At 39.2% G+C, this 23,999-nt stretch carries 25 protein-coding genes and 1 other annotated feature; of the genes, 15 read left to right on the top strand and 10 right to left on the bottom strand.

Annotated features, from left to right (window positions below; genetic code table 11):
• Window positions 1-74: 74 nt before the first annotated feature.
• The 3 genes from cotJC to IHV09_RS20180 are packed head-to-tail and all read right to left on the bottom strand — an operon-like array spanning window position 75 to window position 1,153.
• A complete protein-coding gene (cotJC, locus tag IHV09_RS20190; protein ID WP_191752016.1) occupies window positions 75-644 on the bottom strand; it encodes a spore coat protein CotJC in 570 nt (189 codons plus the stop codon).
• 21 nt (window positions 645-665) lie between these two features.
• On the bottom strand, window positions 666-893 hold the full coding sequence (locus tag IHV09_RS20185; protein ID WP_197132171.1) for a spore coat protein CotJB: 228 nt from the start codon (window positions 891-893) through the stop codon (window positions 666-668).
• A gap of 41 nt (window positions 894-934) precedes the next feature.
• On the bottom strand, window positions 935-1,153 hold the full coding sequence (locus IHV09_RS20180; protein ID WP_197131804.1) for a spore coat associated protein CotJA: 219 nt from the start codon (window positions 1,151-1,153) through the stop codon (window positions 935-937).
• A 139-nt stretch (window positions 1,154-1,292) separates the two neighbouring features.
• On the opposite strand from IHV09_RS20180, the gene IHV09_RS20175 reads away from it, so the two are divergent.
• On the top strand, window positions 1,293-1,664 hold the full coding sequence (locus tag IHV09_RS20175; RefSeq protein WP_197131801.1) for a VOC family protein: 372 nt from the start codon (window positions 1,293-1,295) through the stop codon (window positions 1,662-1,664).
• On the opposite strand, the gene IHV09_RS20170 is transcribed toward IHV09_RS20175, so the two are convergent.
• Window positions 1,654-2,172: a gamma carbonic anhydrase family protein gene (locus tag IHV09_RS20170; protein WP_197131798.1), complete on the bottom strand. Its 519-nt coding sequence runs from the start codon at window positions 2,170-2,172 to the stop codon at window positions 1,654-1,656. The genes IHV09_RS20175 and IHV09_RS20170 overlap by 11 nt on opposite strands.
• 84 nt (window positions 2,173-2,256) lie before the next feature.
• On the opposite strand from IHV09_RS20170, the gene IHV09_RS20165 reads away from it, so the two are divergent.
• Entirely contained in the window at window positions 2,257-3,045 is a 789-nt protein-coding gene (locus IHV09_RS20165) for an alpha/beta hydrolase (RefSeq protein WP_197265350.1), read from the top strand.
• A gap of 41 nt (window positions 3,046-3,086) precedes the next feature.
• A complete protein-coding gene (locus tag IHV09_RS20160; RefSeq protein ID WP_197131793.1) occupies window positions 3,087-4,157 on the top strand; it encodes a tetraprenyl-beta-curcumene synthase family protein in 1,071 nt (356 codons plus the stop codon).
• A gap of 331 nt (window positions 4,158-4,488) precedes the next feature.
• Here the strand turns inward: IHV09_RS20160 and IHV09_RS20155 are convergent, their stop codons facing one another.
• Both IHV09_RS20155 and IHV09_RS20150 read right to left on the bottom strand, forming a co-directional pair.
• A complete protein-coding gene (locus IHV09_RS20155; protein ID WP_197265349.1) occupies window positions 4,489-5,064 on the bottom strand; it encodes a class I SAM-dependent methyltransferase in 576 nt (191 codons plus the stop codon).
• Entirely contained in the window at window positions 5,061-6,026 is a 966-nt protein-coding gene (locus IHV09_RS20150) for a TIGR01212 family radical SAM protein (protein ID WP_197265348.1), read from the bottom strand. Before IHV09_RS20150 ends, IHV09_RS20155 begins: the two co-directional genes overlap by 4 nt.
• Window positions 6,027-6,191: 165 nt before the next feature.
• Here IHV09_RS20150 and IHV09_RS20145 point away from each other — a divergent pair, with 165 nt between their 5' ends.
• A complete protein-coding gene (locus IHV09_RS20145) occupies window positions 6,192-7,388 on the top strand; it encodes an MDR family MFS transporter (RefSeq protein WP_197131787.1) in 1,197 nt (398 codons plus the stop codon).
• A gap of 72 nt (window positions 7,389-7,460) precedes the next feature.
• On the opposite strand, the gene IHV09_RS20140 is transcribed toward IHV09_RS20145, so the two are convergent.
• Window positions 7,461-8,030 (bottom strand): biotin transporter BioY, encoded by a 570-nt coding sequence (locus IHV09_RS20140; RefSeq protein ID WP_197265347.1) that lies wholly within the window; start codon window positions 8,028-8,030, stop codon window positions 7,461-7,463.
• A 200-nt stretch (window positions 8,031-8,230) separates the two neighbouring features.
• Window positions 8,231-8,459 (top strand) — a binding site (T-box leader).
• A 61-nt stretch (window positions 8,460-8,520) separates the two neighbouring features.
• Between IHV09_RS20140 and leuS the strand changes: the two genes are divergently transcribed.
• The 5 genes from leuS (at window position 8,521) to IHV09_RS20115 (ending at window position 14,425) form a co-directional block, all read left to right on the top strand.
• Window positions 8,521-10,941 (top strand): leucine--tRNA ligase, encoded by a 2,421-nt coding sequence (gene leuS, locus IHV09_RS20135; protein ID WP_197265346.1) that lies wholly within the window; start codon window positions 8,521-8,523, stop codon window positions 10,939-10,941.
• 15 nt (window positions 10,942-10,956) lie between these two features.
• Entirely contained in the window at window positions 10,957-11,256 is a 300-nt protein-coding gene (locus IHV09_RS20130) for a rhodanese-like domain-containing protein (RefSeq protein ID WP_197189617.1), read from the top strand.
• Between the two features lie 137 nt (window positions 11,257-11,393).
• Window positions 11,394-13,313 carry a putative bifunctional diguanylate cyclase/phosphodiesterase gene (locus IHV09_RS20125; RefSeq protein ID WP_197265345.1) on the top strand — a complete coding sequence of 640 codons (1,920 nt, stop codon included), beginning with the start codon at window positions 11,394-11,396 and terminating at the stop codon, window positions 13,311-13,313.
• 197 nt (window positions 13,314-13,510) lie between these two features.
• Window positions 13,511-14,146: an SDR family oxidoreductase gene (locus IHV09_RS20120; RefSeq protein ID WP_197265344.1), complete on the top strand. Its 636-nt coding sequence runs from the start codon at window positions 13,511-13,513 to the stop codon at window positions 14,144-14,146.
• Between the two features lie 90 nt (window positions 14,147-14,236).
• Window positions 14,237-14,425 carry a sporulation protein Cse60 gene (locus IHV09_RS20115; RefSeq protein WP_197265343.1) on the top strand — a complete coding sequence of 63 codons (189 nt, stop codon included), beginning with the start codon at window positions 14,237-14,239 and terminating at the stop codon, window positions 14,423-14,425.
• 76 nt (window positions 14,426-14,501) lie between these two features.
• Here the strand turns inward: IHV09_RS20115 and IHV09_RS20110 are convergent, their stop codons facing one another.
• Window positions 14,502-15,764 (bottom strand): NAD(P)/FAD-dependent oxidoreductase, encoded by a 1,263-nt coding sequence (locus IHV09_RS20110; protein WP_197265342.1) that lies wholly within the window; start codon window positions 15,762-15,764, stop codon window positions 14,502-14,504.
• A 186-nt stretch (window positions 15,765-15,950) separates the two neighbouring features.
• On the opposite strand from IHV09_RS20110, the gene IHV09_RS20105 reads away from it, so the two are divergent.
• Window positions 15,951-17,555 (top strand): putative polysaccharide biosynthesis protein, encoded by a 1,605-nt coding sequence (locus tag IHV09_RS20105; RefSeq protein ID WP_197131753.1) that lies wholly within the window; start codon window positions 15,951-15,953, stop codon window positions 17,553-17,555.
• A 51-nt stretch (window positions 17,556-17,606) separates the two neighbouring features.
• Here IHV09_RS20105 and IHV09_RS20100 read toward each other — a convergent pair whose 3' ends face one another.
• Window positions 17,607-18,041, bottom strand: coding sequence for a DUF6884 domain-containing protein (locus IHV09_RS20100; protein ID WP_197131752.1), 435 nt, complete (start codon window positions 18,039-18,041; stop codon window positions 17,607-17,609).
• Window positions 18,042-18,143: 102 nt separating this feature from the next.
• Here IHV09_RS20100 and IHV09_RS20095 point away from each other — a divergent pair, with 102 nt between their 5' ends.
• Complete coding sequence (locus tag IHV09_RS20095) at window positions 18,144-18,872, top strand: pseudouridine synthase (RefSeq protein WP_197189612.1); 729 nt, start codon at window positions 18,144-18,146, stop codon at window positions 18,870-18,872.
• A 41-nt stretch (window positions 18,873-18,913) separates the two neighbouring features.
• Window positions 18,914-19,549: a PRC-barrel domain-containing protein gene (locus IHV09_RS20090; protein ID WP_197131749.1), complete on the top strand. Its 636-nt coding sequence runs from the start codon at window positions 18,914-18,916 to the stop codon at window positions 19,547-19,549.
• A gap of 82 nt (window positions 19,550-19,631) precedes the next feature.
• On the opposite strand, the gene IHV09_RS20085 is transcribed toward IHV09_RS20090, so the two are convergent.
• Window positions 19,632-19,850, bottom strand: coding sequence for a DeoR family transcriptional regulator (locus tag IHV09_RS20085; RefSeq protein WP_066243921.1), 219 nt, complete (start codon window positions 19,848-19,850; stop codon window positions 19,632-19,634).
• 427 nt (window positions 19,851-20,277) lie between these two features.
• On the opposite strand from IHV09_RS20085, the gene IHV09_RS20080 reads away from it, so the two are divergent.
• The 3 genes from IHV09_RS20080 to IHV09_RS20070 are packed head-to-tail and all read left to right on the top strand — an operon-like array spanning window position 20,278 to window position 23,949.
• Window positions 20,278-21,285, top strand: coding sequence for an ion channel (locus IHV09_RS20080; protein WP_197189609.1), 1,008 nt, complete (start codon window positions 20,278-20,280; stop codon window positions 21,283-21,285).
• Between the two features lie 55 nt (window positions 21,286-21,340).
• Window positions 21,341-22,747 (top strand): dipeptidase PepV, encoded by a 1,407-nt coding sequence (gene pepV / locus IHV09_RS20075; RefSeq protein WP_197265367.1) that lies wholly within the window; start codon window positions 21,341-21,343, stop codon window positions 22,745-22,747.
• A 20-nt stretch (window positions 22,748-22,767) separates the two neighbouring features.
• Window positions 22,768-23,949: an MFS transporter gene (locus IHV09_RS20070; protein ID WP_197265341.1), complete on the top strand. Its 1,182-nt coding sequence runs from the start codon at window positions 22,768-22,770 to the stop codon at window positions 23,947-23,949.
• Window positions 23,950-23,999 lie beyond the last annotated feature (50 nt).

Raw genomic sequence — 23,999 nt, 5'->3', positions numbered from 1 at the left:
AAATACAATTGTAAGGGGAACATGAAGACAGTATGAAATTATTATAAAAAAACCATCCTGCATGTGCAGAATGGTTAGAAATATATTTTCCTGTCACGTTCTTCTTTTAAGATTTCAACTGCCTCACGGAATCGTTGAGAGTGGATAATCTCTCTTTCTCTTAGGAACCGAAGAGAGTCATTAAGGTCAGGGTCATCTGACATATTAATGATCCATTGATAGGTAGCTCGTGCTTTTTCTTCCGCTGCAATATCTTCATATAAATCAGCTATCGGATCGCCTTTTGCAGCTATGTAGCTTGCAGTAAACGGTACACCCGCTGCATTATGGTAAAATAATGCGCTGTCGTGATTTACATAGTGGTCTGCGATGCCAGCGGCTTTTAGTTGCTCTGGTGTGGCGTCCTTTGTCAGCTTGTAGATCATGGTTGCGATCATCTCGAGATGCGCGAACTCCTCTGTACCTATATCTGTAAGAAGTCCTATCACTTTGTCTGGAATTGTATAACGCTGATTTAAATACCGAAGAGCCGCTGCGAGTTCTCCATCTGCACCTCCATATTGTTCGATCAAGTATTTGGCAAGTGTCGGATTACATGAAGTGACTTTAACGGGATATTGCAGTTTTTTTTCATACACCCACATTTAAATGAACCTCCTTTCGCTTTATAACTGCCACGGCCATGGTCCGTCACTCCAATTCCATGGCATACCTGAATAACTGTTTCCGTATTGCTGGAGAGGACCATATTTTGATTCAATGGCTCTTTTGATCTGTTTTCTTTGTTTTGCGAACTGATTAAACTGTTGGACTGCAGATTCATCTTGTGGGTGTGTATCAAGATATAAAGTAAGTTCCACAAGAACAAAATCAACTGCTTGCAGTTCTTCCATCCACTGATAGAACTCTTCAGGTAAGGTTGATGGCACGAAGATTACCTCCTTCTTTCATAGGGATTTTCATAATAATCATAAAATGCTGGCCATAATGTGCCTTTTTGGAGTGCTTCTTTTGGTGAGTATTGTGGCAGGTTATATGGTTGGAATCCCATATATAGATTAGGAGGAGTAGAGTAATATTTTTTTCCGATCGGAGGGCACGGATCGTAAGGGCTATGATAAGGAACATAAGACTTTTGGTTAGATGGACGCATCAGACAACTTCCTTTCATATTGTTAACTTTTATTATAAGTATTCAAAAGGAAGGCAGTTTCAGTACGAATTCATCTCAAATTGTTTGTTTCTATGTTAAAATTATGGGCAAAACATACAGAGAGGTGAGGTGGAAGTACATGTATGCAGGAATACATCATGTATCCTTACTTGTAACAAATCTAAAAGAATCCCTTTATTTTTATGAGGGAATTCTCGGTTTCAAGCAAAATAAAAAACGCCCGCAGTTTGATTTTCCAGGCGTTTGGTATGATATCGGTGACACACAGCTTCATTTGATCGTTCATCCTAAAGGTAAGGCTAGAAGAAATACGACTGAGATTGATAGCAGAGACGGTCATTTTGCGATAAGAGTTACCGACATGGACAAGCTAATAAAAACATTAGATGTTCATAACGTTCCTTATGTTAACAAACCAACAAACAAAACAGAGTGGCATCAAGTTTTTGTGAGTGATCCAGATGGTAACCTAATCGAGTTTAACGTTTAGGCTGCAAGGACTTATAATACTGACCTTTCTCGTAATATTCACGGCGAATGCGGTTCATGTCCGTGATATCTTCTTCTGTTAATTCTCTGATCACCTTAGCAGGCCGACCGAAAGCTAACGTATTAGGTGGTATCTTTTTTCCAGGAGGAACAAGACTTCCTGCGCCTATAAAAGCTCCTTGTCCAATGTGAGCTCCATCGAGCACGAGTGAACCCATTCCGATCAATGCGTTCTCTTCAACGACACAACTATGTAAAATCACGCTATGTCCAACTGTAACGCCATCTTTTAAATGAAGAGGGCGGTTCGGGCTTTGATGAAGAACGGAATTATCTTGAACATTTACATAGTTTCCAATGATAGTCGGGGAAACATCTCCTCGTATGGATGTGTTAAACCATACAGAAGAATATTCGCCAATCTGAACATCACCCGTTATGGTGACATAGTCTGCAATAAAGGCAGTTTCTGAAATCTTAGGTTGTTTATCTCCAAATGGATAGATCATCATTATACACTCCTATTATCAATATTTATCTATCTACAGTTTAGCAAATCATCAAGTCTTATGAATAGAGAAGAAGGTGGAGAAATGTGGACGTGGAAAACAAAAAAGGATGCGATCGGAACAATCGTTGTCGTACATGGTGCAAATGAACATCATGGCAGGTATGATTGGGTCATCAAGCAACTGAACGAAGCGGGCTTGCATTGTGTTTCAGGCGATCTTCCTGGTCAAGGTACGACAACGAGAAGAAGAGGACATATTGATGCATTCGACGATTATATCCAAACCATAGAAAAATGGTATCTAGAAGCCGAGAAATTAGGCCTTCCCGTATATATCTTAGGACATAGCATGGGTGGATTAGCTGTGATCAGAACCTTGATGGAAAAAAGGCTAAGCGTAAAAGCGGTAATCTTATCCTCTCCGTGTTTAGGATTGGTTCATTACCCATCAAAAGGAAAAGAAGCCGTTTCCGTTCTATTGAACAAACTCGCTCCGAGTGTAAGGTTAGCGACCAACTTACCTGAAGGCAGTGCTACAAGGAACGAAGAGATACGTATTCGTGATAGAGAGGATAAGTTGATCGTTAAGAAAGTTTCTGTCAGGTGGTATCGAGAGTTGATTGGTTCGATAAAACATGTTTTCGATCATTATAAAGATTTCCCAAATGTACCATTAATGCTTTTACAAGCGGGGGATGATCGAATCGTTGACAAAATGAAAGTGAAGCAATGGTTTAACGCAGTGCAGCTCCAAGAGAAATGGTATAAAGAATTTCCGTCCCTATATCATGAAGTATTAAACGAGCCTGAAAGAGATCATGTGTTTAATTATGTGAAAAAATTTCTATTTTTGCATAGCGAGGTCGATTAAAGAAAAAGGTAAGGAAAGAAATAAACAAAAGGAGCCATCTTATGAACAAAGTTCCGGTTCACCCTTGGGGATTGATGTATTCCGTTTATACGCAGATTTTTCCGGCTGTCAGTCATCTGCTGAAGACCTGGCATGATAGAGCTGAAAAGATTCCTAACCCTGAATTGAGAAAACAGGCAGTTAGCAGCATATCGGATAAGATGTTTCACTGTGAAGGGGGAGCTATCCTTACACTGCTAGCAGGTAACCAGCGCAAAAAAGCCATAGAGTTTGTGGTGGCGTACCAAACGATCAGCGACTATTTAGATAATCTTTGTGACAGAAGCACGTCACTGAATGAAAAAGATTTCCGAGCACTTCATGAAAGCATGTTTCATGCCCTATCTCCTGGCGCTGTTCCTACTAATTATTATCGTTACAGAGAAGAACAGGACGACGGAGGTTATTTAAACGAACTTGTCTACACGTGTCAAAGTGTTTTGTCAGAGATGAAAGCTTATCCGAATATCGCAAGTGAACTAATCGGACTTGCTTCGATTTATTGTGACCTGCAAGTACATAAACATGTAATCGTTCAAGAAAGAGAGCCACGTCTAATCAGTTGGTTTGGAGAGTATCAATCCGTTCTACCAGATATAACTTGGTACGAATTTTCAGCCTGTGCAGGTTCAACGCTTGGCATATTCTGTTTAGTCAGCTATGCGTTTCAAGGAAACTTCACGAAAGAATCTGCTGCAACGATAAAAAAAGGATATTTTCCATGGCTGCAAGGTCTTCATATTCTTTTGGATTATTTTATTGATCAAAATGAGGACAAGTTAGAAGGTGATCTTAATTTTTGTACGTATTATAAGAATGATCAGCACATGTTAGAACGTATGGTTTATTTTGCGGAAAAAGCAGAGAAAAGCTGTGCAAACCTGCCTAACTCAAGGTTTCACCGTTTGATCCAAAGAGGTCTCTTAGGGATCTATCTTGCAGATCGGAAGGTGTCTGAGAGCCCTGGAATCAAAAAGATGGCTGCAAAGCTCGTTAAAGTTGGTGGCGTAACGAGTTACTTCTTCTATGTAAATCGAAAATTATATCAAAGATTAAAACCTTCTATCTCATAAATAAATTTCTGATAGAGCAAGTTTTGTAGCTCTTGGAATTGGTTAGTCTCATCTCAATGTGCTTCGCTTTTAGCAGGGGTATGTGAGGATAGTAACTACTGCGTAATTTGTCGAGGATTGTAAACTCGTGGATTAAAGACAAAAACTTTTGGATGGAGAGGCAAATCTCGTGGATAAACAGCCGAAACTTCTGGATTGCGTGCTCAAATTTCTGGATTGATGCATAATACCCCAACGTGTATAGATGGCGACTAGTTTCTGAATCCTGAGACTGCACCATTTAACAAGAGTATACTTTAAAAAAGGCTGAATCAACTTTGATTAGTTGAGTTCAGCCTCTTTTTTCGATTGCGACTACAAATGGCGGGTCGTTTTTTTGATTAATAAATTCGTACTGTAAAACATGAGCCTGTTTTTGATCCAGCTGTTTTACATAATTCATGACTAGTTCTTTTTCTCTTTTTCCCTCTTCATGCCCATGGTAGATCACGAGTATGATGACGCCTTCAGGTTTTAATAGTTGCAGTAGCTGTTCAATAGCACCGATTGTAGATGATCCTGTTGTTGTAATCGACTTATCGCTTCCAGGCAAGTAACCAAGGTTGAAAATAGCAGCTGCTACTTTTGTATGAAGATCACTAGGTAACTGAGTTGTTAATTCATCATGAGAGGCATGAAAAAAAGTAACGTTATGATCTGCATGATGATCAACAAGTCGTTGCTTTGAGTTCTCGATTGCTTGCTTTTGAATATCAAAAGCAAACACATGGCCGCTCTCACCGACGAGTTTTGATAAAAATAAAGTGTCGTTTCCGTTTCCGCATGTTGCATCAATTACGATATCTCCCTCATCACAAAATGTACGAAGAAGTGTTCTCGCAAACGGCAAAACTCCTTCTAATTTCATAGGGTGTTCACCTCAGACGTATTATAAAATTTCCCTTGATAACTATTCCTATTTTTAAGCTCACTTTCGATCGCGTTTAACACTTTCCATTTATTTAGACTCCACATCGGTCCTACTAATAAGTCAGATGGTCCGTCACCAGTTAGTCGATGAATCATCATATGTGGGGGAATAATCTCTAGTTGGTCACAAACAAGTTTTACATATGTGTCAAAATCAAGAAATTCTAACATACCTTGTTCGTATTGTTTGACCATCGGTGTCTTTTTCAAAAGATGAAGCAAATGAATTTTAATTCCTTGAACATCTAGTTTCGCAACTTCCCTTGCTGTTTCCATCATCATTTCAGGAGTTTCTAAAGGCAATCCGTTAATGATGTGTGTACACACTCTAATGTTATGTTTTCGAAGTTTTTCTACTCCTTCTACATATGTTGCGTAGTCATGAGCTCTGTTGATGAGCAATGCTGTTCGCTCATGTACAGTCTGAAGTCCTAACTCGATCCAAAGATAAGTTCGTTTATTTAAGTCAGCTAAATATTCAATTACATCATCCGGTAAACAATCAGGTCTCGTAGCAATGGAAAGTCCAACAACACCTTCTTGTTCGAGCACCGTTTCATATAGCTCTTTTAGTTGCTCAACAGGAGCGTACGTGTTCGTAAAAGCTTGAAAATAGCCTATATATTTACCTTTTTTCCATTTCGAATGCATTCTTTCTTTAACGGTGTGAAACTGTGTGATGATATCATCACGGCGGTTTCCTGCAAAATCTCCTGAGCCGCTTTGAGAGCAGAAGGTACATCCTCCAAATGCTGCGTTGCCATCACGATTCGGACAATCGAATCCTCCATCAAGTGGCACTTTAATAATTTTATCTCCAAAGTGTGTTTTTAAATGCTGATTCCATGTGTAATATCTTTTTTCTCCAAAATACTCTGGTTTTTCCATAAGGTGTGTCATCTTTCTCACTCCTTCATACGGTGATGAGCACCATATGACATTGTAGCATGTTCGCACGTTGAGCGGCAAAATGAGTTGTCAGTACTTTCAAATTGTAAAGTGCAGGAAAAAGGAATAAAATACAGAGTGGTTTATGACATCTTAGTTAGCAAGCGGGGGATATTTATGCCAGCGAAAGTATGGCTGCTCATTATTGGAATGGCACTTAATGTGACGGGCTCAAGTTTCTTGTGGCCGATCAATACGATTTTTATACATGAACACCTTGGTAAGTCACTTACCGTAGCAGGAATGGTTCTATTACTTAACTCAGGTGCTGGAATCATCGGCAACTTAACGGGAGGATTGCTGTTTGATAAATTAGGAGGCTACAAGACGATTATGCTAGGAGTCTCCATTTCATTTACGACTTCTTTCTTATTAATCTGGTTTCATGATTTTTGGATGTACAGTATCCTTCTTGTTTTTATGGGATTTGGAATGGGAATCGTCTTTCCATCTATGTATGCATTAGCAGGTACGATGTGGAAAGAGGGTGGAAGGAAGGCGTTTAACAGAATCTATATTGCACAGAATGTAGGAGTGGCGCTTGGGGCTGCTCTTGGTGGATTTGCAGCTTCGTATTCTTTCACACTATCTTTCATCAGTTGTTCCACTCTATCTTTTGTATTTTTTATTATTGTGTTATTCGGCTTTAAAGGCATAGATGAAAAAGAAGAAGCATCTGTGCAAACCGTTTTTTCTCAACGTAAAAGAATTCACAACAAAGAAGCGTTTATTGCTTTGTTAATTTTATGCGGAGGGTATCTGCTAGCTTGGATAGGTTATGTTCAGTGGCAGTCCACGATCGCCGCTTATACGCAATCACTAGGGGTAAGTCTGAAAATGTATAGTTTACTCTGGACCGTTAATGGTGTGTTTATCGTTCTTGGTCAGCCGCTGGTCAACCTTTTCTTGAAAAAGTGGCTTCATTCTACAACATCTCAAATTTTGGTCGGTTATTGTATATTTGTCATTTCATTTGTGATGGTGGGAAATGCAAAAGACTTTAGTGGGTTTATGGTAGCGATGATTGTGCTGACAATAGGAGAGATGCTCGTATGGCCAGGTGTTCCATCCATCGCAGCAGAGCTCGCTCCTGAAGGCAGAGCAGGATTTTATCAAGGAATCGTAAATTCTACTGCCACAGGCGGAAGGATGCTCGGTCCGTTGTTTGGGGGAATGATTGCAGATCTGTTCAACATATCTGTGTTGTTTCAAACGATTATCGGCCTGATGGTGCTTGCTTTCATTTTAACGATCCTATATAGCAAGAGTCGACATGCCATTCAGCAAACTGAAATTCCTCAACAAGCTTCTTGAGATTGATAGATAATGAACAACCAAGAGACCGTGATGTGATAATCACGGTCTCTTGGTTCATATTTTAATGAATTAAGCAGCTCTTGTTTCTTCTTTTGGAAGCAGTTTAGCTGACAATAATCTTCTTCTGATCGTAACACCAAGAACGGAAGCCAAAATGGCTTTAATTACTCCGACAAGTAAAAAAGGAATAACACCACCACTCATCGCTTGTTCCCAGCTAAGGCTTGCGATGAACTTTAGTTGAACGGCACCAAAAACAAGTGTGATCACCATACCTACTATATTTGCACCAACAGCAGGCAGCAGAGTAAAACTTGTCTTTTCTAAAATGAGTCCAGTGATAAAAGCAGCGATAATAAAGCCGACGATATAGCCTCCTGTTGGACCGATCAGTACCATGAACCCACCTTTAGCTTCAGAAAATACTGGGAGACCGATCGCACCCATAGCGACGTAGATCATTACAGCTAATGTGCCGTATTTACGACCTAAAATAGTTGCGCAAAGACCAATCGCTAATGTCTGCCCTGTAATCGGAACTACCGGTAGTGGAATGGTCAGCTGAGCAAGAATCGCTGTAATTCCTGCCATCAGAGCTGCGTAAAGTGACATCTTCAGTTTTTCGTTGGTTTCATGCATGTTTGTTGCACCCCTTTTAAATGTTAACATGAAAATAATAACGGTTAACATAACATTATACAGCTCCTAAATGTTTGTCAAGATACCACTTACAGCGATATAGCATTTGTTTAAAAGTGGGAAAAATAGGCTATTATACGTCTAAACAACCTTGACAATTTAGGGAGTTATTCATAAAATACAAATTAGCATCTAAATTTTTAATAACGATGATAGGGAATAGTAAAAAAAGAATGGAATGATAGAGAGTTGACGGCTGGTGCAAGTCAACCCGGACTTTTTTGAACTCGCCCTTTAGTTGCAAGTGTGAATGAAGTAATGCTTGCCGTTTGCCGCGTTAAGGTATGTTTCCGAGTGAATGCGATTTTTGCATTAATCAGGGTGGTACCGCGGCAGGTTTAAATTGTTAACTAACCTTTCGTCCCTAATGTTTATTAGGGGCGGGAGGTTTTTTGTTTTTAAAAGTATAGTTTTCTAAGGAGGATCGGTTATGTATTATAACCACAAAACAATCGAGAAAAAGTGGCAACAGTTTTGGGATCAGAACAAAACGTTCCAAACAAAAGAAGAATATGATAAAAAGAAATTTTACGCGCTAGATATGTTTCCATACCCATCTGGAGCTGGCCTTCATGTTGGTCATCCAGAAGGTTATACGGCGACAGATATTCTATCTAGAATGAAGCGTATGCAAGGATACAACGTACTTCATCCGATGGGGTGGGATGCTTTCGGACTTCCTGCCGAACAGTATGCGCTTGATACAGGAAACGATCCAGCAGAATTTACAGAAACAAACATCAATACGTTCCGCAGACAGATTAAAGAGCTTGGTTTCTCTTATGACTGGGACCGTGAAGTTAACACAACAGATCCTTCTTATTACAAATGGACTCAATGGATCTTTATCCAGCTTTATAATAAAGGACTTGCATATGTAGATGAAGTACCTGTTAACTGGTGTGAAGCACTTGGAACGGTACTTGCAAACGAAGAAGTCATCGATGGAAAAAGTGAACGTGGCGGCCATCCTGTTGTTCGTAAACCTATGAGACAATGGATGCTTAAGATCACAGCATACGCTGACAGATTGTTAGAAGATCTAGATGAACTAGATTGGCCTGAGAGCTTGAAAGACATGCAGCGAAACTGGATCGGCCGCTCAGAGGGAGCTGAAGTACACTTTGATGTAGATGGACATTCTTCTAAAATCACAGTGTTCACGACACGACCTGATACACTTTTCGGTGCGACATACTTAGTTTTAGCTCCTGAAAATAAACTAGTGAACGATATTGTAACAGAAGACCAAAAAGAGGCAGTTACCGCTTATCAAAGACAAGTAGAAACAAAGTCTGATCTTGAACGTACAGAGCTTGCAAAAGAAAAGTCTGGTGTGTTTACAGGTGCATATGCGATTCATCCTGTAACAGGTGCAAAACTTCCGATCTGGATTGCAGACTATGTATTAGCAAGCTATGGAACAGGTGCGATCATGGCAGTTCCTGCTCACGATGAACGTGATCACGAGTTCGCAGTTAAGTTTGAACTTCCAATCGCTGAAGTGGTTGCCGGCGGAAATGTGGCAGAAGAAGCATACACAGGTGATGGTGAACACGTTAATTCAGATTTCTTGAATGGCATGCAGAAAGAAAAAGCGATTGCAACAATGAACGAATGGCTTTCTGAGAACAAAAAAGGTGAGAAGAAGATTACTTATCGTCTTCGTGACTGGTTATTCTCACGTCAGCGTTATTGGGGCGAGCCGATTCCGGTTATTCATTGGGAAGATGGTACGATGTCGACGGTTTCAGAAGATCAACTTCCTCTTCTTCTTCCGATTGTTAAAGAGATCAAACCTTCAGGCACAGGAGAATCTCCTCTCGCTAACGTTGAAGAGTGGGTAAACGTTGTTGATCCTGAAACAGGAAAGAAAGGACGTCGTGAAACGAATACGATGCCGCAATGGGCAGGAAGCTGCTGGTACTACCTTCGATATATCGATCCGAAAAACGAGGAGCAATTAGCATCTCCTGAAAAGCTAAAGCATTGGCTTCCAGTTGACATTTATATCGGTGGAGCGGAGCACGCGGTGCTGCATCTTCTTTATGCTCGTTTCTGGCATAAGGTTATGTATGATCTTGGTATCGTTCCGACAAAAGAGCCTTTCCAAAAACTTTTCAACCAAGGAATGATTCTTGGAGAAAATAATGAGAAGATGAGTAAATCTAAAGGAAACGTAGTTAACCCTGACGAGATCGTAACGAGCCATGGTGCAGATACACTGCGTTTGTATGAGATGTTCATGGGACCACTTGACGCTTCCATCGCATGGAGCACAACTGGTTTAGACGGAGCTCGCAGATTCCTAGATCGTGTATGGAGATTGCTTCTTGCTGAAGATGGAGAGAAGATAAATCCTTCTATCCAAGATACACAAGGAACAGAGGCCTTCAACCGTCTTTACCATATGACGGTAAAGAAAGTAACGGAAGATTATGAAGGGCTTCGCTTTAATACAGCCATTTCACAATTGATGGTCTTTGTAAATGAAGCAAATAAACAAGAAGTACTTCCAAAAGATTTCATGCAAGGATTTGTTAAGATGCTATCCCCAATCGCTCCGCATATTTGTGAAGAGCTTTGGGAAATGCTAGGTGGAGAAGGCAGCATCGCATATGCGTCTTGGCCGGTTTGGGATGAAGCACAGCTTGTAGAAAATGAAGTTGAAATCGTTGTTCAAGTTAACGGCAAACTTAAAGCAAAGATGACGATTGCGGCTAACATCAGTGGTTCTGATATGGAAGAAGCTGCTCTAAAAGATGAATCCGTTCAACAAAGCATTGAAGGAAAGACGATTCGCAAAGTGATTACAGTGCCAGGTAAGCTTGTGAATATCGTTGCGAATTAAAGGAGGCAAACGTTCATGGAAGAGTTAAAAGAAATTTCACCATCAGAAGTAAAACAATTGCTCCAAGAGGGCAAAAAGATATCTCTGATTGATGTTCGAGAAGATGAAGAAGTAGCTGAAGGGAAGATCCCAGAAGCAGCGCATATCAAAATGGGTGAAATACCAGTTCGTCTAGATGAAATAAACAAGGACGAAGAACACATCATCGTCTGCCGTTCCGGACGCCGCAGTGAGAATGTTGCTTATTTCCTGCTAGATCATGGATTTAAGGTCAAGAATATGACAGGCGGCATGCTGGAATATAATAAGGACTAAAACGATAATATTACTCTCTGCTCATGACTTGAGCAGAGAGTTTTTTTTATAAGTATGTTTACTTTATTGAAGAAAGTTTAAATTTCCATGAAATAGCCGATAGAAAAGGTATACTTAATAGCCTTGGAGGCTTACAAATGCCATTTAAACACGCAAAAACAAAAAAATGGACCTATATCATAGCGGTTTTGTTTACCTTACATACTGTAAGCACAATAGGATTAATGTATAATCAGAGCTATTTGATGTATGGGATCGACTTAGGAATTGTTGTTCTTTTTGCAATTTTGATTTATAAGATGCTGATCGTAAAAGATAGTTATGCAATAAATTTAGAGCAAGAGATCTTAAATCACAAAGAAACTTTTGCGGAATTAGAAGCGAGTCGAGTGAAGCTTCAAAATATATTTGACAGTATCGATGTTGCGATATGGTCACACAATTTGAAGACCAATAAACTTTTGATCACATCGGGTATTGAAAAGTTATATGGTTATCCTTTGCAAGCTTTTTATGATGACTCAGAATTGTGGAAAAAGGTCATTCACCCTGATGATGATGAAATCATCATAAACCGAGGTATAGCTATTCAAAACGGATTGATCACTACAAGTGAGTATCGAATCATGAAGCCGAACGGTGAAATACGCTGGATTCAAGATCGGGGAATTCCCTTTTTAGATGCCAACAAAAAATTAGTTGATTTTAACTCTATTCTTATTGATATTACAGAAAGAAAAAGAGCTGAAATTACGATTGAGCATATGGCTTATTATGATGAACTAACGGGGCTGCCTAATCGTAATGGATTTATGCAGACGATAGAAAAACAAATAAAGGAAGCAGACGTACAGAGTCGCAATCTAGCTCTGTTGTACGTGGATCTAGATCGGTTTAATGTTCTGAACGATACTCTTGGGCATAGCTTTGGTGATCTGTTGCTGCAGAAGGTAGCAGAACTTTTAAAGGTTACGGTTGGATATAACGGAACCGTGTTTAGGAGAAGTGGAGATGAATTTCTGATTTTGTTAAACTTTAAAGAAATCAGTGAGATTAAACAAAAAGCAGAACAGATCATTCAAGCTTTTACAAAACCGTTCAAGTTGAGTGGGCAAGAAGTATTTACAACACCAAGCATAGGTATCAGTACATATCCAGGGAATGGTTCAGACAGTGAAACACTCTTAAAACGCGCTGATTCCGCTTTGTACCAAGCAAAGGAAAAAGGACGAAACAATTATCAATTTTTCACGGAGCAACGTGATGGCAAGATGGAAAGAAGGTTAACTCTCGAGCATGGTTTAAGAAGAGCTTTAACGAACAAAGAATTCTTTCTTGTTTATCAACCTTTAGTTCATATCGGAAATAATAAGATTCTGGGTGTCGAAGCGTTATTGCGCTGGAATAAAGAAGATGAAGGGATGATCTCTCCTGCTGAATTCATACCAATAGCTGAAGAGACGGGGATGATTCTACCAATCGGAGAATGGGTGTTAAGAGAAGCTTGTTTGCAAGGGGTACATTGGCATGAAAATGGCTTTAGTGATCTCTTAATCTCCGTAAATATATCGGTTAGACAACTATTAGAAGAAGCATTTATCGAAAGAGTTGAAAGTATTTTAGCTGAAACTGAATTTCCTCCTACTTCATTAGAGCTGGAGATTACAGAAAGTACCACGATGCAAAACATGGAGGAAGCTCTTCCGATATTAAATTCTTTAAGGGCGAAAGGAATTCGCATATCTGTCGATGACTTTGGTACAGGTTATTCCTCGTTAACGTATTTGAGACAATTACCCGTTGATACATTAAAGATTGATAAGATGTTTATCGATGATATTTTGACAGATTCAAAAGCAGGAGCGATTGTAAAAACGATAATTGATATGGGACATAATCTCGATTTTAGTGTAATTGCAGAAGGAATCGAAAGCCGTGAGCAGATCGATTTCTTAGTAGAGCAAGGGTGTGTATTCGGCCAAGGTTATCATCTGTACAAGCCGCTTCATGCTGATGAACTCCAAAGACAGTTACATAAGAATGTTGTTATGAATTAGAAAGAAGCTTAAAACGTCGTGGATGAACGGTGTTTTGAGCTTTTTTTATTGGATTTCAGAACAAATCATAATTCTCAAATTGTACGTTCAGAACCTCCTGACCTACTTAAAATACTTCTATTACACAACCAAATGTTTTATATTCATCATTTCGTGAAACACTACATAAGTAGACAAATAGAAGGAGTGGATATGTAGTGAATGTATTAGTGATTGGAGCAAACGGTAATATTGGTAAAATGACATCTAACATACTAGCTGATCAAGAACACTCTGTAAAAGCGATGGTTAGAAAGAAAGAACAGCAAGATCATTTTCTGCATGAGAATATTACTGCCGTTCTAGGTGATTTGGAACAAGATTTTGAACATGTTTATGAAGGGATTGAAGCTGTCATATTCACAGCTGGTTCAGGTGGTCATACAGGACCAGAGAAAACAGATGCTGTAGATTATGAAGGAGCGGTAAAGTCCATACAATTAGCGCAAAAACATAAGGTGAAACAATTCATTCTAGTAAGTTCAGTTGGCGCAGACACTCCTGAAAAAGGACCAGAAGGACTTCAGCATTATTTAGAGGCAAAAGGAAAAGCTGATCAAGAACTGATAAACAGCTCCTTAAATTATACGATCTTACGTCCAGGTGCGCTGACAGATGATGATGGAATGGGATTGATTCAAGCCAAAGAAAAACTGAACGAGCGCGGTTCTATACCTCGAGCAGATGTAGCAAGAACACTTGCAGCCTGCCTCGGAAATGAAAAAGTTAGCCACAAAGTCTTTGAATTGATTGAAGGAGAAGTACCTATTCAGACTGCTCTTGAAAATCTGTAAAAGACAAAACTAGTCAAAACCTAACAAAGGATAAGCATCTCCAGGGGCCGAAGAAATACCAAAACGCTTGGCCGAAAGGGGATGCTTTTTATGATTCAAGTGAAAATCTTTGATGAAGATCATGAAGAAGATTTAGAGATCGCTATAAATGAGTTTTTGAGTACTGTTCCTCCTGAAAATATTGTGGATATTAACTATCAAATAGCCGTATGTGATAATGTGCACTCAGAGGACGATACGATGTTTTCTTTTTCAGCCATGATTATCTATAAAAAATAGAATCACCTAACCTAAATAAGGAAGAGTGGCAACCGCTAAATGGGTTGCCACTCTTCCTATTTTATAGGGCTCAACCTTAGCCCATAGCATGGTAAGCTGCGTTAGTTCCTGCAATGTTTCCTGTAACAAAGGCAACAGTAATATTATAACCGCCAGTGTATCCGTGCAGATCTAAGATTTCACCACAGAAGAATAAACCTTCTTGCTTCTTAGATGCCATCGTTTGAGGTGCGATCTCTTTAACTGATACGCCGCCTCCTGTAACGAAAGCTTTTTCAATAGATAAGGTGCCGTTAACAGAAAAAGTGAAACTCTTCATTTGTGCAACAAGCTGACGCAGGGCTTGTTTGGATACTTGATCCGCGATGGAGTCACCATCTATCTCAGCGCGTTCGATTAAAAAGTGAAGAAATTTTTCTGGAAGTAGTCCTTTAATTACATTTTTAAAGGCTTTTTTAGGATCAGCATCTATCTTTTTCTGTAGAGAAGTAAGCAGAGTCTCTTCATTTTCTTCAGGAAACGAATCGATTCTCATCTCGATAGATGGTACATCGAACTTTTTCAAGGCTTTGACTACATATTGACTGCACCGTAATGCTGCAGGTCCTGATACTCCAAAATGAGTAAAGATCATATCCATTTGATGGGCTTTAATCAACTTTCCTTTTGGATTCCATACTGAGAGTGCAACATTTCTTAACGAGATACCTTGTAAGGTCTTTTGTTTGATGAATGATTCATTTGAAGTGATGGGAACCTCTGTTGGATAGAGCTCTGTAATCGTGTGCCCCGCCTTTTTTGCCCATGCATAACCATCTCCTGTGGAACCCGTATGAGGAACTGATTTACCGCCTACAGCGATTACGATTGATTTAGTATGGATCACTTCTCCACTATGCAGAATGATTTCGTGGATATCATCACCATAATGAATTGTTTTTACAGGAGTGTTGGTTCGAATCGTAACTCCAAGCTGCTTTATTTTTTGCAGAAGAGCAGCAACCACATCAGTCGCCTTATTTGTAACAGGGAACATACGCCCATGGTCTTCTTCTTTCAATTGAATGCCTAGTCCTTCGAAGAATCGAATGATGTCTTCGTTGTTAAAAACGGAAAAGGCGCTGTATAAAAAACGGCCATTACCTGGAATGTGTTTGATAATTTCTTCAACAGGCAGTCGGTTTGTGACGTTACAACGCCCGCCTCCAGAAATAGCAAGTTTACGACCTAGTTTTTCTCCTTTATCGATCAATAGTACGCGTGCACCATTCGTGGCAGCCCCTACACTAGCCATGAGGCCAGAAGGTCCACCGCCGATCACTATACAATCATAAATCATACGATCCCAACTTTCTAAATACGTTCAATAAAAATCATTTCATACAATAGCATAGCTTAATCAAAAAGACTATATGTTTTCATAATCCTTACTTTTTTGCAAAAAGTTAAAGTAGGTTACTTCCGCTTTTAATGTGATACAATATCAATAATGTTTTTTAGGATGATTAGTAGGAGCTGAAAATAGTTGTCTCGATTACTTCGTGGAACATTGATCTTATCCGCTGCGACCTTTTTCTCGAAATTTATCGGATTGATCTTTGTAATTCCATTTACAAATCTAGTAGAAGAACAAGGTATGGCTCTATACGGCTATGCTTATATTCCATATACCATATTACTTAGTATTTCCACAATGGGAGTTCCGCTTGCTGTTTCTAAATTTGTTTCTAAATATAATGCATTAGGAGATTATGCAGCAGGAAGAAAACTGTTGAAATCCGGTCTTCTAGTCATGACGCTGACAGGAACTCTAGCTTTTGTCATACTGTATATGTTAGCGCCTATACTTGCTCATCAGATCATTGATGAAAAAGGTGGACAAGGCAACACGATTGAAGATATTACATTAGTTATTCGAATGGTAAGTACCGCTCTAATCGTAGTACCTTCTATGAGTTTGATTCGTGGATACTTCCAAGGCTTTCAATCTATGGGGCCAACAGCTGTGTCGCAAGTCGTTGAACAAATCGTTCGAATCGTGTTTATTCTTGTTGGAAGTTTCGTCGTAATCAACCTAATGAACGGGGAGATTACTACAGCTGTAGCGCTTTCTACATTTGCAGCTACACTAGGTGCAATCGCAGGCTTAGCCGTTCTTATCTGGTATTGGATAAAAAGAAAACCCCATCTGGACAAGATGTATAGAGAAAGTAAACCTGTTGCTGATATATCGTTAAGAGATATTTATAAAGAAACGATCAAATACGCAATACCGTTTGTAGCTGTTGGTCTAGCTATTCCGCTCTATCAGATGGTCGATCAGTTTACGATCGTTAACACGCTGAAAAAGATGGATTATACGTTAAAAGAAGCAGAATCTGTATTCGCCATCATCACACAGATCGCGCATAAGCTTGTTATGATCCCGGTATCATTAGCAACTGCTCTTGCGCTAACCTTGATACCTGTGATAACGAAGTCTTTCACTCAAAACGATGATGAAATTCTTCATAAACAGATCACCCAAACGTTTCAGATGGTGCTGTTCTTAACGGCACCAGCAGCGATCGGGCTAACGGTTCTTGCATACCCGGCATATGGCGCACTCTTTGGGTTATCATCTATGGAAACTGGTGGCTATTATCTTCAATGGTACGCGCCGACCGGGTTATGGTTTGCGATGTTTACCGTTACGGCAGCAATACTACAAGGGCTTAATCAGCAACGTTATGCGTTTATCAGTTTATCAGCTGGTTTCCTAGCGAAACTGATTTTGAACAAGCCATTGCTATTGCTGTTCGGTGGGACTGGCTCTGTCATTGCCACAAACATCGGATATACACTTTCTATCTTGTTTAATCTGTATATCATTAAAAAATACAGCGGCTTCTCTTTTAAATGGGTATATCGAAGAACGGTTCTGATCACGTTATTTTGCGCAGCGATGGCAGTTACCGTCATGATTGTATCGGCACTTTTAGGTGAGACAGAGACAAGACTTGATACGATCATTAAATTAACGATCGGTATTCTTACTGGTGGAGCGGTGTATGTGTTCTTAAGTCACCGATCAGGACTATTAAATATCATATTAGGAGATCGCATTCCTTTCTTGAAACGCAGAAAATAAGCATAAGAAAAAAGAAGGCTGATTACTGGCCTTCTTTTTCTGCGATAGTCTTTATTTACTCTGATGATTCTGTTCATCGTACCATTTAAGTTGATTACCGATACTGTAGCCTTCGAGCGGGACTTCAAATTGAAAACCTGCTCTTTCAAGCGCGGGCTGTAAAAATTCTCGGTATACCCAACCGCCATGAATATAAATCTTACATTGAGAAGGCTTGATGATTTGTTCAAGGTCTTGAATAACGTGATGGGCCCATTCCCGTTTTTCAGATGTCTTAAAATTTTTGATAGAAACATTATACGGTTCAATGTATTGGTCTTTCGTTAATAGTCCTTCTTTTGCACTAAAAAAGTAAAAATCATCATAATGATTTTGTGCGTATTGAACAGACTTAACGAATAAGGGACTTATGTATAAATCTATAGCTGCAGAAGGGGTAGACGCTTTTTTTCGTGCAGTTGCTAGAAGACCTATTTTCCTTTTCATTCCAATTCCTCCTATAGTACTAAATTACCCTGTTTCTTCAAAAATCAATCAATTTTTTACAATAATATAGGAAAAAAAGATCATTCAATCAGGAGGTTTCTTATGAGAATAGATAAATGGCTATCAAATACAGGCTATGGAAGCAGAAAAGAAGTAAAACAGTTACTAAAATCAGGTGCAGTTACGTTAAACGGTGAGGTGGTAAAGGATGCAAAAACTCAAGCGAACCCTGATCATGACAACGTGATGGTTCATGGAGAAGAAGCTGTTTATAAAGAGTTTATCTATCTGATGATGAACAAGCCCCAAGGAGTAATTTCAGCGACAGAAGACTCTAGGCATGAGACGGTGATTGATCTTCTTTATATGGAAGATCAGAATTTCGAGCCTTTCCCTGTTGGAAGATTAGACATTGATACAGAAGGATTATTAATTTTGACCAATGATGGTCAGTTGTCACATTCTTTGTTATCACCAAAAAAACATGTCCCTAAGACGTATTACGCCAAAATAAATGGATCAATTCCAGAAGGCGCGTTTGAAGATTTTAAAGAGGGAGTTATCTTAGATGATGGGTATAAAACAAAGCCTGCCTTTTTAAGAACCCTGACTAATGATGACAAAGAATCAGAGATAGAGTTAACCATCACTGAAGGGAAGTTTCATCAAGTGAAAAGAATGTTCGAGGCAATCGGCAGAAAGGTCATTTTCTTGAAGCGAATTCAGATGGGGCAACTCAAGCTTGATGAAACGCTTGAGTTAGGAATGTATAGAGAGCTTGCAGACGAAGAACTTTCCTTACTTTCTTTAAAAGAGGATGTTTTTGAATAATTTATAAGGGGTATCTTCCAATAAAAAGGAGATGTATACCAATGAAATTATCTGTAGAAAAGTTAATGGATGCTAAAGCCCAAAATCATACGATTTCAACGGAAGAAACAGAGCATAAGATCAACGACATTCTATTTAATATGTACGACCATCGCTTATGCTATTTTACGTACACCGTTGACAACGGAATCAATCAGCGTGAAGAGGTTCCCTCAGATAAACATATGGAAACAGTAGTTGCTGCCACTTCAGGCATCGGTACACAGCATACTCCGTTTACAGGAAGCTCTAACCTTGCTGCTAATCAGAACTATGGAAAAGAAACCTTTTTTATCCCTTGGCATCAAGTGAAAGAATTTGATGAAGATAAACTCGTGTTCTCCGGAAATGAATTACAAAGAGATGAACCAAAAGAGTGTTATTCTTATATGGCTATAAAAGATTGGACTGTCATTGATCAAGATGGTGAAAAGATTGGGAAGATAAAAGATTTGATCATTGATACAGATCGTCAGCAAGTTATTGGTTTTTCACTTGCAGAAGGATTTTGGAAAAACTTATTCGGTCAGGATGATAAGTATATGCCTGTTTCAGGAACGCCGAATTGGGAAAGCCGTGAATGGAACATTGAAAGAACTCCTGATCTGCTCTTAAAAGACAACAAGGATGAACTTTAATATTAACAAAAAAAGTCCCTGCTAAGAAATTAGCGGGGATTATTTAATGCAATATGCTTATCCGAAAATTTATTATATCTTTTTAAGATACTTTTACTTTTTTTCCTGTTGTTTCCCACATACCTCGGGCAGGACTTGTTACTAAATTGTTATAAGAGAGGACGTTAAGATCTCTCTGGATGGTACGTTGCGTAGTTCCAAATTCTTCAACTAGTTCTCGTGTTGTTACAGTACCTTTCTTGCGAATAAACAAATACAGGGCTTTCACACGATTCAACATTCTGTCAGTTGAAGGACTCAAAAAACCACTCCTTGTTATTTAGATAGTTGTTAACACACTATATGATACCAGTCTAAAGTTAATGAAATATGAACGTTGTATTACATTCTTTTTAATTCTTAAGACCCATCCTTTTTATAAAAAAAAGCGAAGAATCCGTATTGGTTCTTCGCTGCTTCAGCCATTAGATGTAGTAATAACGTTCAAAAAGATGTCTGTGCGGCTAGGCAGCAAAACCTCATAACGAACATATGATCCTAAATATAAAGATATAGAGGAAAATTGTTAGTTAACCAACACTACACCTCCCATTTGGCACCATTATACACTAAAATATTTATTTGTCAATATCCCATAATTCCTGAGAAAGCAAAACACTCTAACCATTTTAATGGGAATAAGGTACAATAATAGGGTTATTAAAAATTATTATGTTAGGAGCGATGAGGTGTATATTTTACAAAAACTGATGAATAGGCTTTTCGTTTTGAATAAGCTTGGAATTTTTTCATTTACCTTTTTTATCGTTATTTTTTCGTCAGTCGTTATGCATCTTCTAGAGCCGAAAACATTCCCTCACTGGTTTGACGCCTTGTGGTATGTAATGACAACTGTTACAACGGTCGGTTATGGTGATTACTATCCGGTATCCACAGCAGGAAGAATTTACGCGATCTTCATCTTTTTAATCGGCATCGGTATTGCTGGTCTGGCTATAGGGAAACTGGTAGAAGCATTAGGAGCTCATCGTAAACGAAAGGAGGAAGGAAGATTGACTTTTCAAGGTAAAAATCATTTCGTTATTATCGGATGGTCTGAGAAAGCAAAATATGCTGTTAGTGAAATCATCGAAACTCATCCAAACCTAGAAGTAGTTCTTATTGATAACCTGCCTGTTACACCGATTACACATCAAAGTGTGCATTACATTCAAGGTGACCCATCAATAGAAGGGACTCTCGTACAAGCAAATTTAAAGGAAGCCAAATCTGTACTTGTGTTTTCAGATGATTCGATTCATGATTCAGCACTCGCTGATGGTAAAACACTATTGATCGTAACTTCTGTAGAACGTTTAACTCCTCACATACATAGTACGGTAGAGATCAAAAAAGAGGAACATATTAAAAACTTTAGGCATGCTAAAGTAGATGAGTTTGTTTTAAGTCATGAAACAGTTTCTCGTATGGCTGTACGGTCCGCCTTTTCTAAAGGTATTACGGAGATCTACACACAGCTTCTTTCTCATAAAGAAGGAGAGAACTTATTTGAGGTGCGAAAACGATCGGAATGGGTAACATACAAAGACGCTTTTGACAGTTTGTTGAAACAAGGTGCTACACTTATTGCGGACGGCAACGATCTATCGATAAACAAGAAGTTGGACCAACCAATTCGTGATGATGCACGTCTCTATATCATCTGCAGCAAAGATGTATACGAATCGATCATCTGATAGTGATCGAAAAGACAATCGTCAGAACAATTTATTTAGAAAGGATGTAAGTGTGATGGATCAGGTCAATTGGAAAGAACAAGTTGAATTGAGAAAAAAACAGCTTATGGAGGATACAAAAGGGCTATTGCGCATTCCTAGTCTGCTCGATGAAGAGAATGTCAAAGAAGGAGCACCTTTTGGGCCAGAAATAGAAAAAGCTTTATCCTATATGTTAGACCTCGGAAAAGAAAGTGGAATGATTGTTAAGAATGTGGACGGATATGCCGGTCACATCGAGATTGGAAACGGAGAAGACATCGTAGGTGTTCTATGTCATGTTGACGTAGTACCTCCTGGTGATGGCTGGTCTGTAGAACCTTTTGGAGCAGAAGTGAAAGACGGAAAAATCTTCGCACGAGGTGCGATTGATGATAAAGGACCAACGATGGCAGCTTTTTATGGGATGAAAATCATTCAGGAACTCAAGCTTCCACTATCGAAAAAAGTCCGCATGATCATTGGTTGTGATGAAGAAAGCAACTGGCGATGTGTGAGACATTACTTTACGAAAGAAGAGATGCCAGCGATCGGTTTTGCACCTGATGCTGATTTTCCGATCATCTTTGCAGAAAAAGGAATCTTTGATGTGGAGTTTCGTCTAGATAACAATCAAAAGGAAGAAACAAGTGACCTTCATTTACTTTCTTTTACATCGGGTCAGCGTTTAAATATGGTTCCAGACTATGCAGAGGCTAAGATTCAAGCAAGCAACTTGGAGGAAATTCAACAATCGTTCGAAGCGTTTGGTGAGAAATCTGTAATAGAATACCAAGCTCAAATAGAAGGTGATGCTTTAATCCTGAAAGTTAAAGGGAAATCTGCACATGGAAGTACACCAGACATGGGTAAGAATGCTGGACTTATGCTTGGTGAATTCTTAAACACTCTTTCTTTCACTGGAAACGCTAAGTCATTTCTTCGCTTGTTGGACGAACTTACGGGCGAATTTACAGGTAATAAGCTAGATATTGCTGCAGAAGATGAGGCGAGCGGTAATCTAACGGTCAATGCTGGAATCCTTTCATATGATCAAGTAGAAGGCGGAAAAGTAGGGTTAAATATACGCTATCCGGTTACACATGATAGCAAGAAGATCGAAAATACTTTATCAACAAGAGCGAAGACAGATGATTGGTCGATGAGAATTATTGAAAACAATCCACCTAACTATGTAGAAGAAAGTCACCCACTGATTCAAACCCTTCAAAAGGTTTATGAAGATCAAACGGGGAAAAAGGGTGAATTGATGGCTATTGGCGGTGGTACTTATGCACGGTCATTGGAGACAGGAGTTGCTTTTGGCGCGTTGTTCCCTGGACGAGAAGATGTGGCTCATCAAAAGGATGAACACTTGTTTGTAGAGGATTTACTTCTCGCTTCTGCCATCTACGCTCAAGCCATTTACGAACTAGCTAAATAGCATGTAAGAGAGGGTACATCATGAATAATTCTTTCGATAAAACCTCTATCAGTCTAAAAGGCTTTTATCTTTTAAGTTTTTTTGGTCTAGGGAGTTTATTTCCGTTATTGGGTGTTTATTTTAAAGATTCAGTAGGTCTCAGTGGGACAGAAATAGGCACATTGATGTCTATCAGTCCAGTCGTGATGATATTTGCTCAGCCTCTATGGGGTGTGGTTACAGATTATTCAAGGCGTCCAAGATCCGTGTTAGTTCTATCATTGCTTTTAACAGCTGGGTTAGGATATAGCATCTATCTTTTCGAGTCCTATTTTTGGTTGATCGGCATACTTATCGCGTTTTCTTTTATGCAGAGTGCGTTAGTTCCTGTTTCAGACAGCATTCTTTTAAATTACGTACAAAAAGAGAACAAGCAGTATGGAAACTACAGACTTTTTGGGGCGATCGGATTTGCAGTAGCTGTATATATAGCAGGAAAGCTTTCAGATTCCATTGGAATTCAAGTGATTTTCTATATGTTTACCACTGTTCTTCTTCTTTGTATTTTATTTGTTTTCAAGATGCCGAAAGATAACCAATCGCTCCGTACAGATCTAAGGAAGGGGATTGGGCAGCTAGTCAGGATGCCTTCCTACCTCGTTTTTCTCGCTGCTACGTTCTTGGTGTTTGGTCCTATTTTTGCTAATAACTTTTACTTTGGATTTTATATTCAAGAAACAGGCGGAACTTTAGCAGGTGTGGGACTTGCTTTCTTGATCGCAGCTGGAAGTGAAGCTCCATTTATGAAGTTTGCTGGACTCACCATAAAAAGATGGGGAATGATGCATATTATGGTCTTTGCAGCGACGGTTTCTGCTGTTCGTTGGACCTTTTATTTTTTTGAACCCTCTTACCAAATCGTATTATTGACAACCATCGTACAAGGATTTTCAGTTGGGTTGTTCATCCCAGCAGCCATGGAATATGTGCGAGCTTATACACCAGTAGAAGTGAGAGCAACCGCAGTTTCTCTATACACAGCTGTAGGGAATGGCTTAGGCTCTTGGTTTTGTACGTTTGTAGGCGGTGTGATCTTTGATAAATACAGCATCTTTTATACGTACTTATTTTTTGGTGCTTTATCGTTCATAGGACTGGTAATGGTGTTAATCCTAACAAAGATGGAAGTGCAAGGTCGCATACTGATTCAAAGATCTCTATAAAAGATTAGCAACCCTCATGGCAACAATGTACAAAAGAAGCATCCCAATTC

This window comes from Fictibacillus sp. 23RED33, assembly GCF_015903925.1.
Lineage (GTDB): Bacteria > Bacillota > Bacilli > Bacillales > Fictibacillaceae > Fictibacillus > Fictibacillus phosphorivorans.
This window is presented reverse-complemented; position numbering and strand designations above follow the sequence as displayed.

Coding starts and splice junctions, on each gene's coding strand:
- IHV09_RS20090 (WP_197131749.1), top strand. CDS start 18,914: ATGAAATTATCTGTAGAAAAGTTAATGGATGCTAAAGCCCAAAATCAT.
- IHV09_RS20130 (WP_197189617.1), top strand. CDS start 10,957: ATGGAAGAGTTAAAAGAAATTTCACCATCAGAAGTAAAACAATTGCTC.
- IHV09_RS20185 (WP_197132171.1), bottom strand. CDS start 893: ATGGAAGAACTGCAAGCAGTTGATTTTGTTCTTGTGGAACTTACTTTA.
- IHV09_RS20175 (WP_197131801.1), top strand. CDS start 1,293: ATGTATGCAGGAATACATCATGTATCCTTACTTGTAACAAATCTAAAA.
- IHV09_RS20070 (WP_197265341.1), top strand. CDS start 22,768: ATGAATAATTCTTTCGATAAAACCTCTATCAGTCTAAAAGGCTTTTAT.
- IHV09_RS20145 (WP_197131787.1), top strand. CDS start 6,192: ATGCCAGCGAAAGTATGGCTGCTCATTATTGGAATGGCACTTAATGTG.
- IHV09_RS20155 (WP_197265349.1), bottom strand. CDS start 5,064: ATGAAATTAGAAGGAGTTTTGCCGTTTGCGAGAACACTTCTTCGTACA.
- IHV09_RS20095 (WP_197189612.1), top strand. CDS start 18,144: ATGAGAATAGATAAATGGCTATCAAATACAGGCTATGGAAGCAGAAAA.
- IHV09_RS20110 (WP_197265342.1), bottom strand. CDS start 15,764: ATGATTTATGATTGTATAGTGATCGGCGGTGGACCTTCTGGCCTCATG.
- IHV09_RS20170 (WP_197131798.1), bottom strand. CDS start 2,172: ATGATCTATCCATTTGGAGATAAACAACCTAAGATTTCAGAAACTGCC.
- IHV09_RS20100 (WP_197131752.1), bottom strand. CDS start 18,041: ATGAAAAGGAAAATAGGTCTTCTAGCAACTGCACGAAAAAAAGCGTCT.
- cotJC (WP_191752016.1), bottom strand. CDS start 644: ATGTGGGTGTATGAAAAAAAACTGCAATATCCCGTTAAAGTCACTTCA.
- IHV09_RS20165 (WP_197265350.1), top strand. CDS start 2,257: ATGTGGACGTGGAAAACAAAAAAGGATGCGATCGGAACAATCGTTGTC.
- IHV09_RS20160 (WP_197131793.1), top strand. CDS start 3,087: ATGAACAAAGTTCCGGTTCACCCTTGGGGATTGATGTATTCCGTTTAT.
- IHV09_RS20125 (WP_197265345.1), top strand. CDS start 11,394: ATGCCATTTAAACACGCAAAAACAAAAAAATGGACCTATATCATAGCG.
- IHV09_RS20115 (WP_197265343.1), top strand. CDS start 14,237: ATGATTCAAGTGAAAATCTTTGATGAAGATCATGAAGAAGATTTAGAG.
- pepV (WP_197265367.1), top strand. CDS start 21,341: ATGGATCAGGTCAATTGGAAAGAACAAGTTGAATTGAGAAAAAAACAG.
- IHV09_RS20150 (WP_197265348.1), bottom strand. CDS start 6,026: ATGACACACCTTATGGAAAAACCAGAGTATTTTGGAGAAAAAAGATAT.
- IHV09_RS20180 (WP_197131804.1), bottom strand. CDS start 1,153: ATGCGTCCATCTAACCAAAAGTCTTATGTTCCTTATCATAGCCCTTAC.
- IHV09_RS20140 (WP_197265347.1), bottom strand. CDS start 8,030: ATGCATGAAACCAACGAAAAACTGAAGATGTCACTTTACGCAGCTCTG.
- leuS (WP_197265346.1), top strand. CDS start 8,521: ATGTATTATAACCACAAAACAATCGAGAAAAAGTGGCAACAGTTTTGG.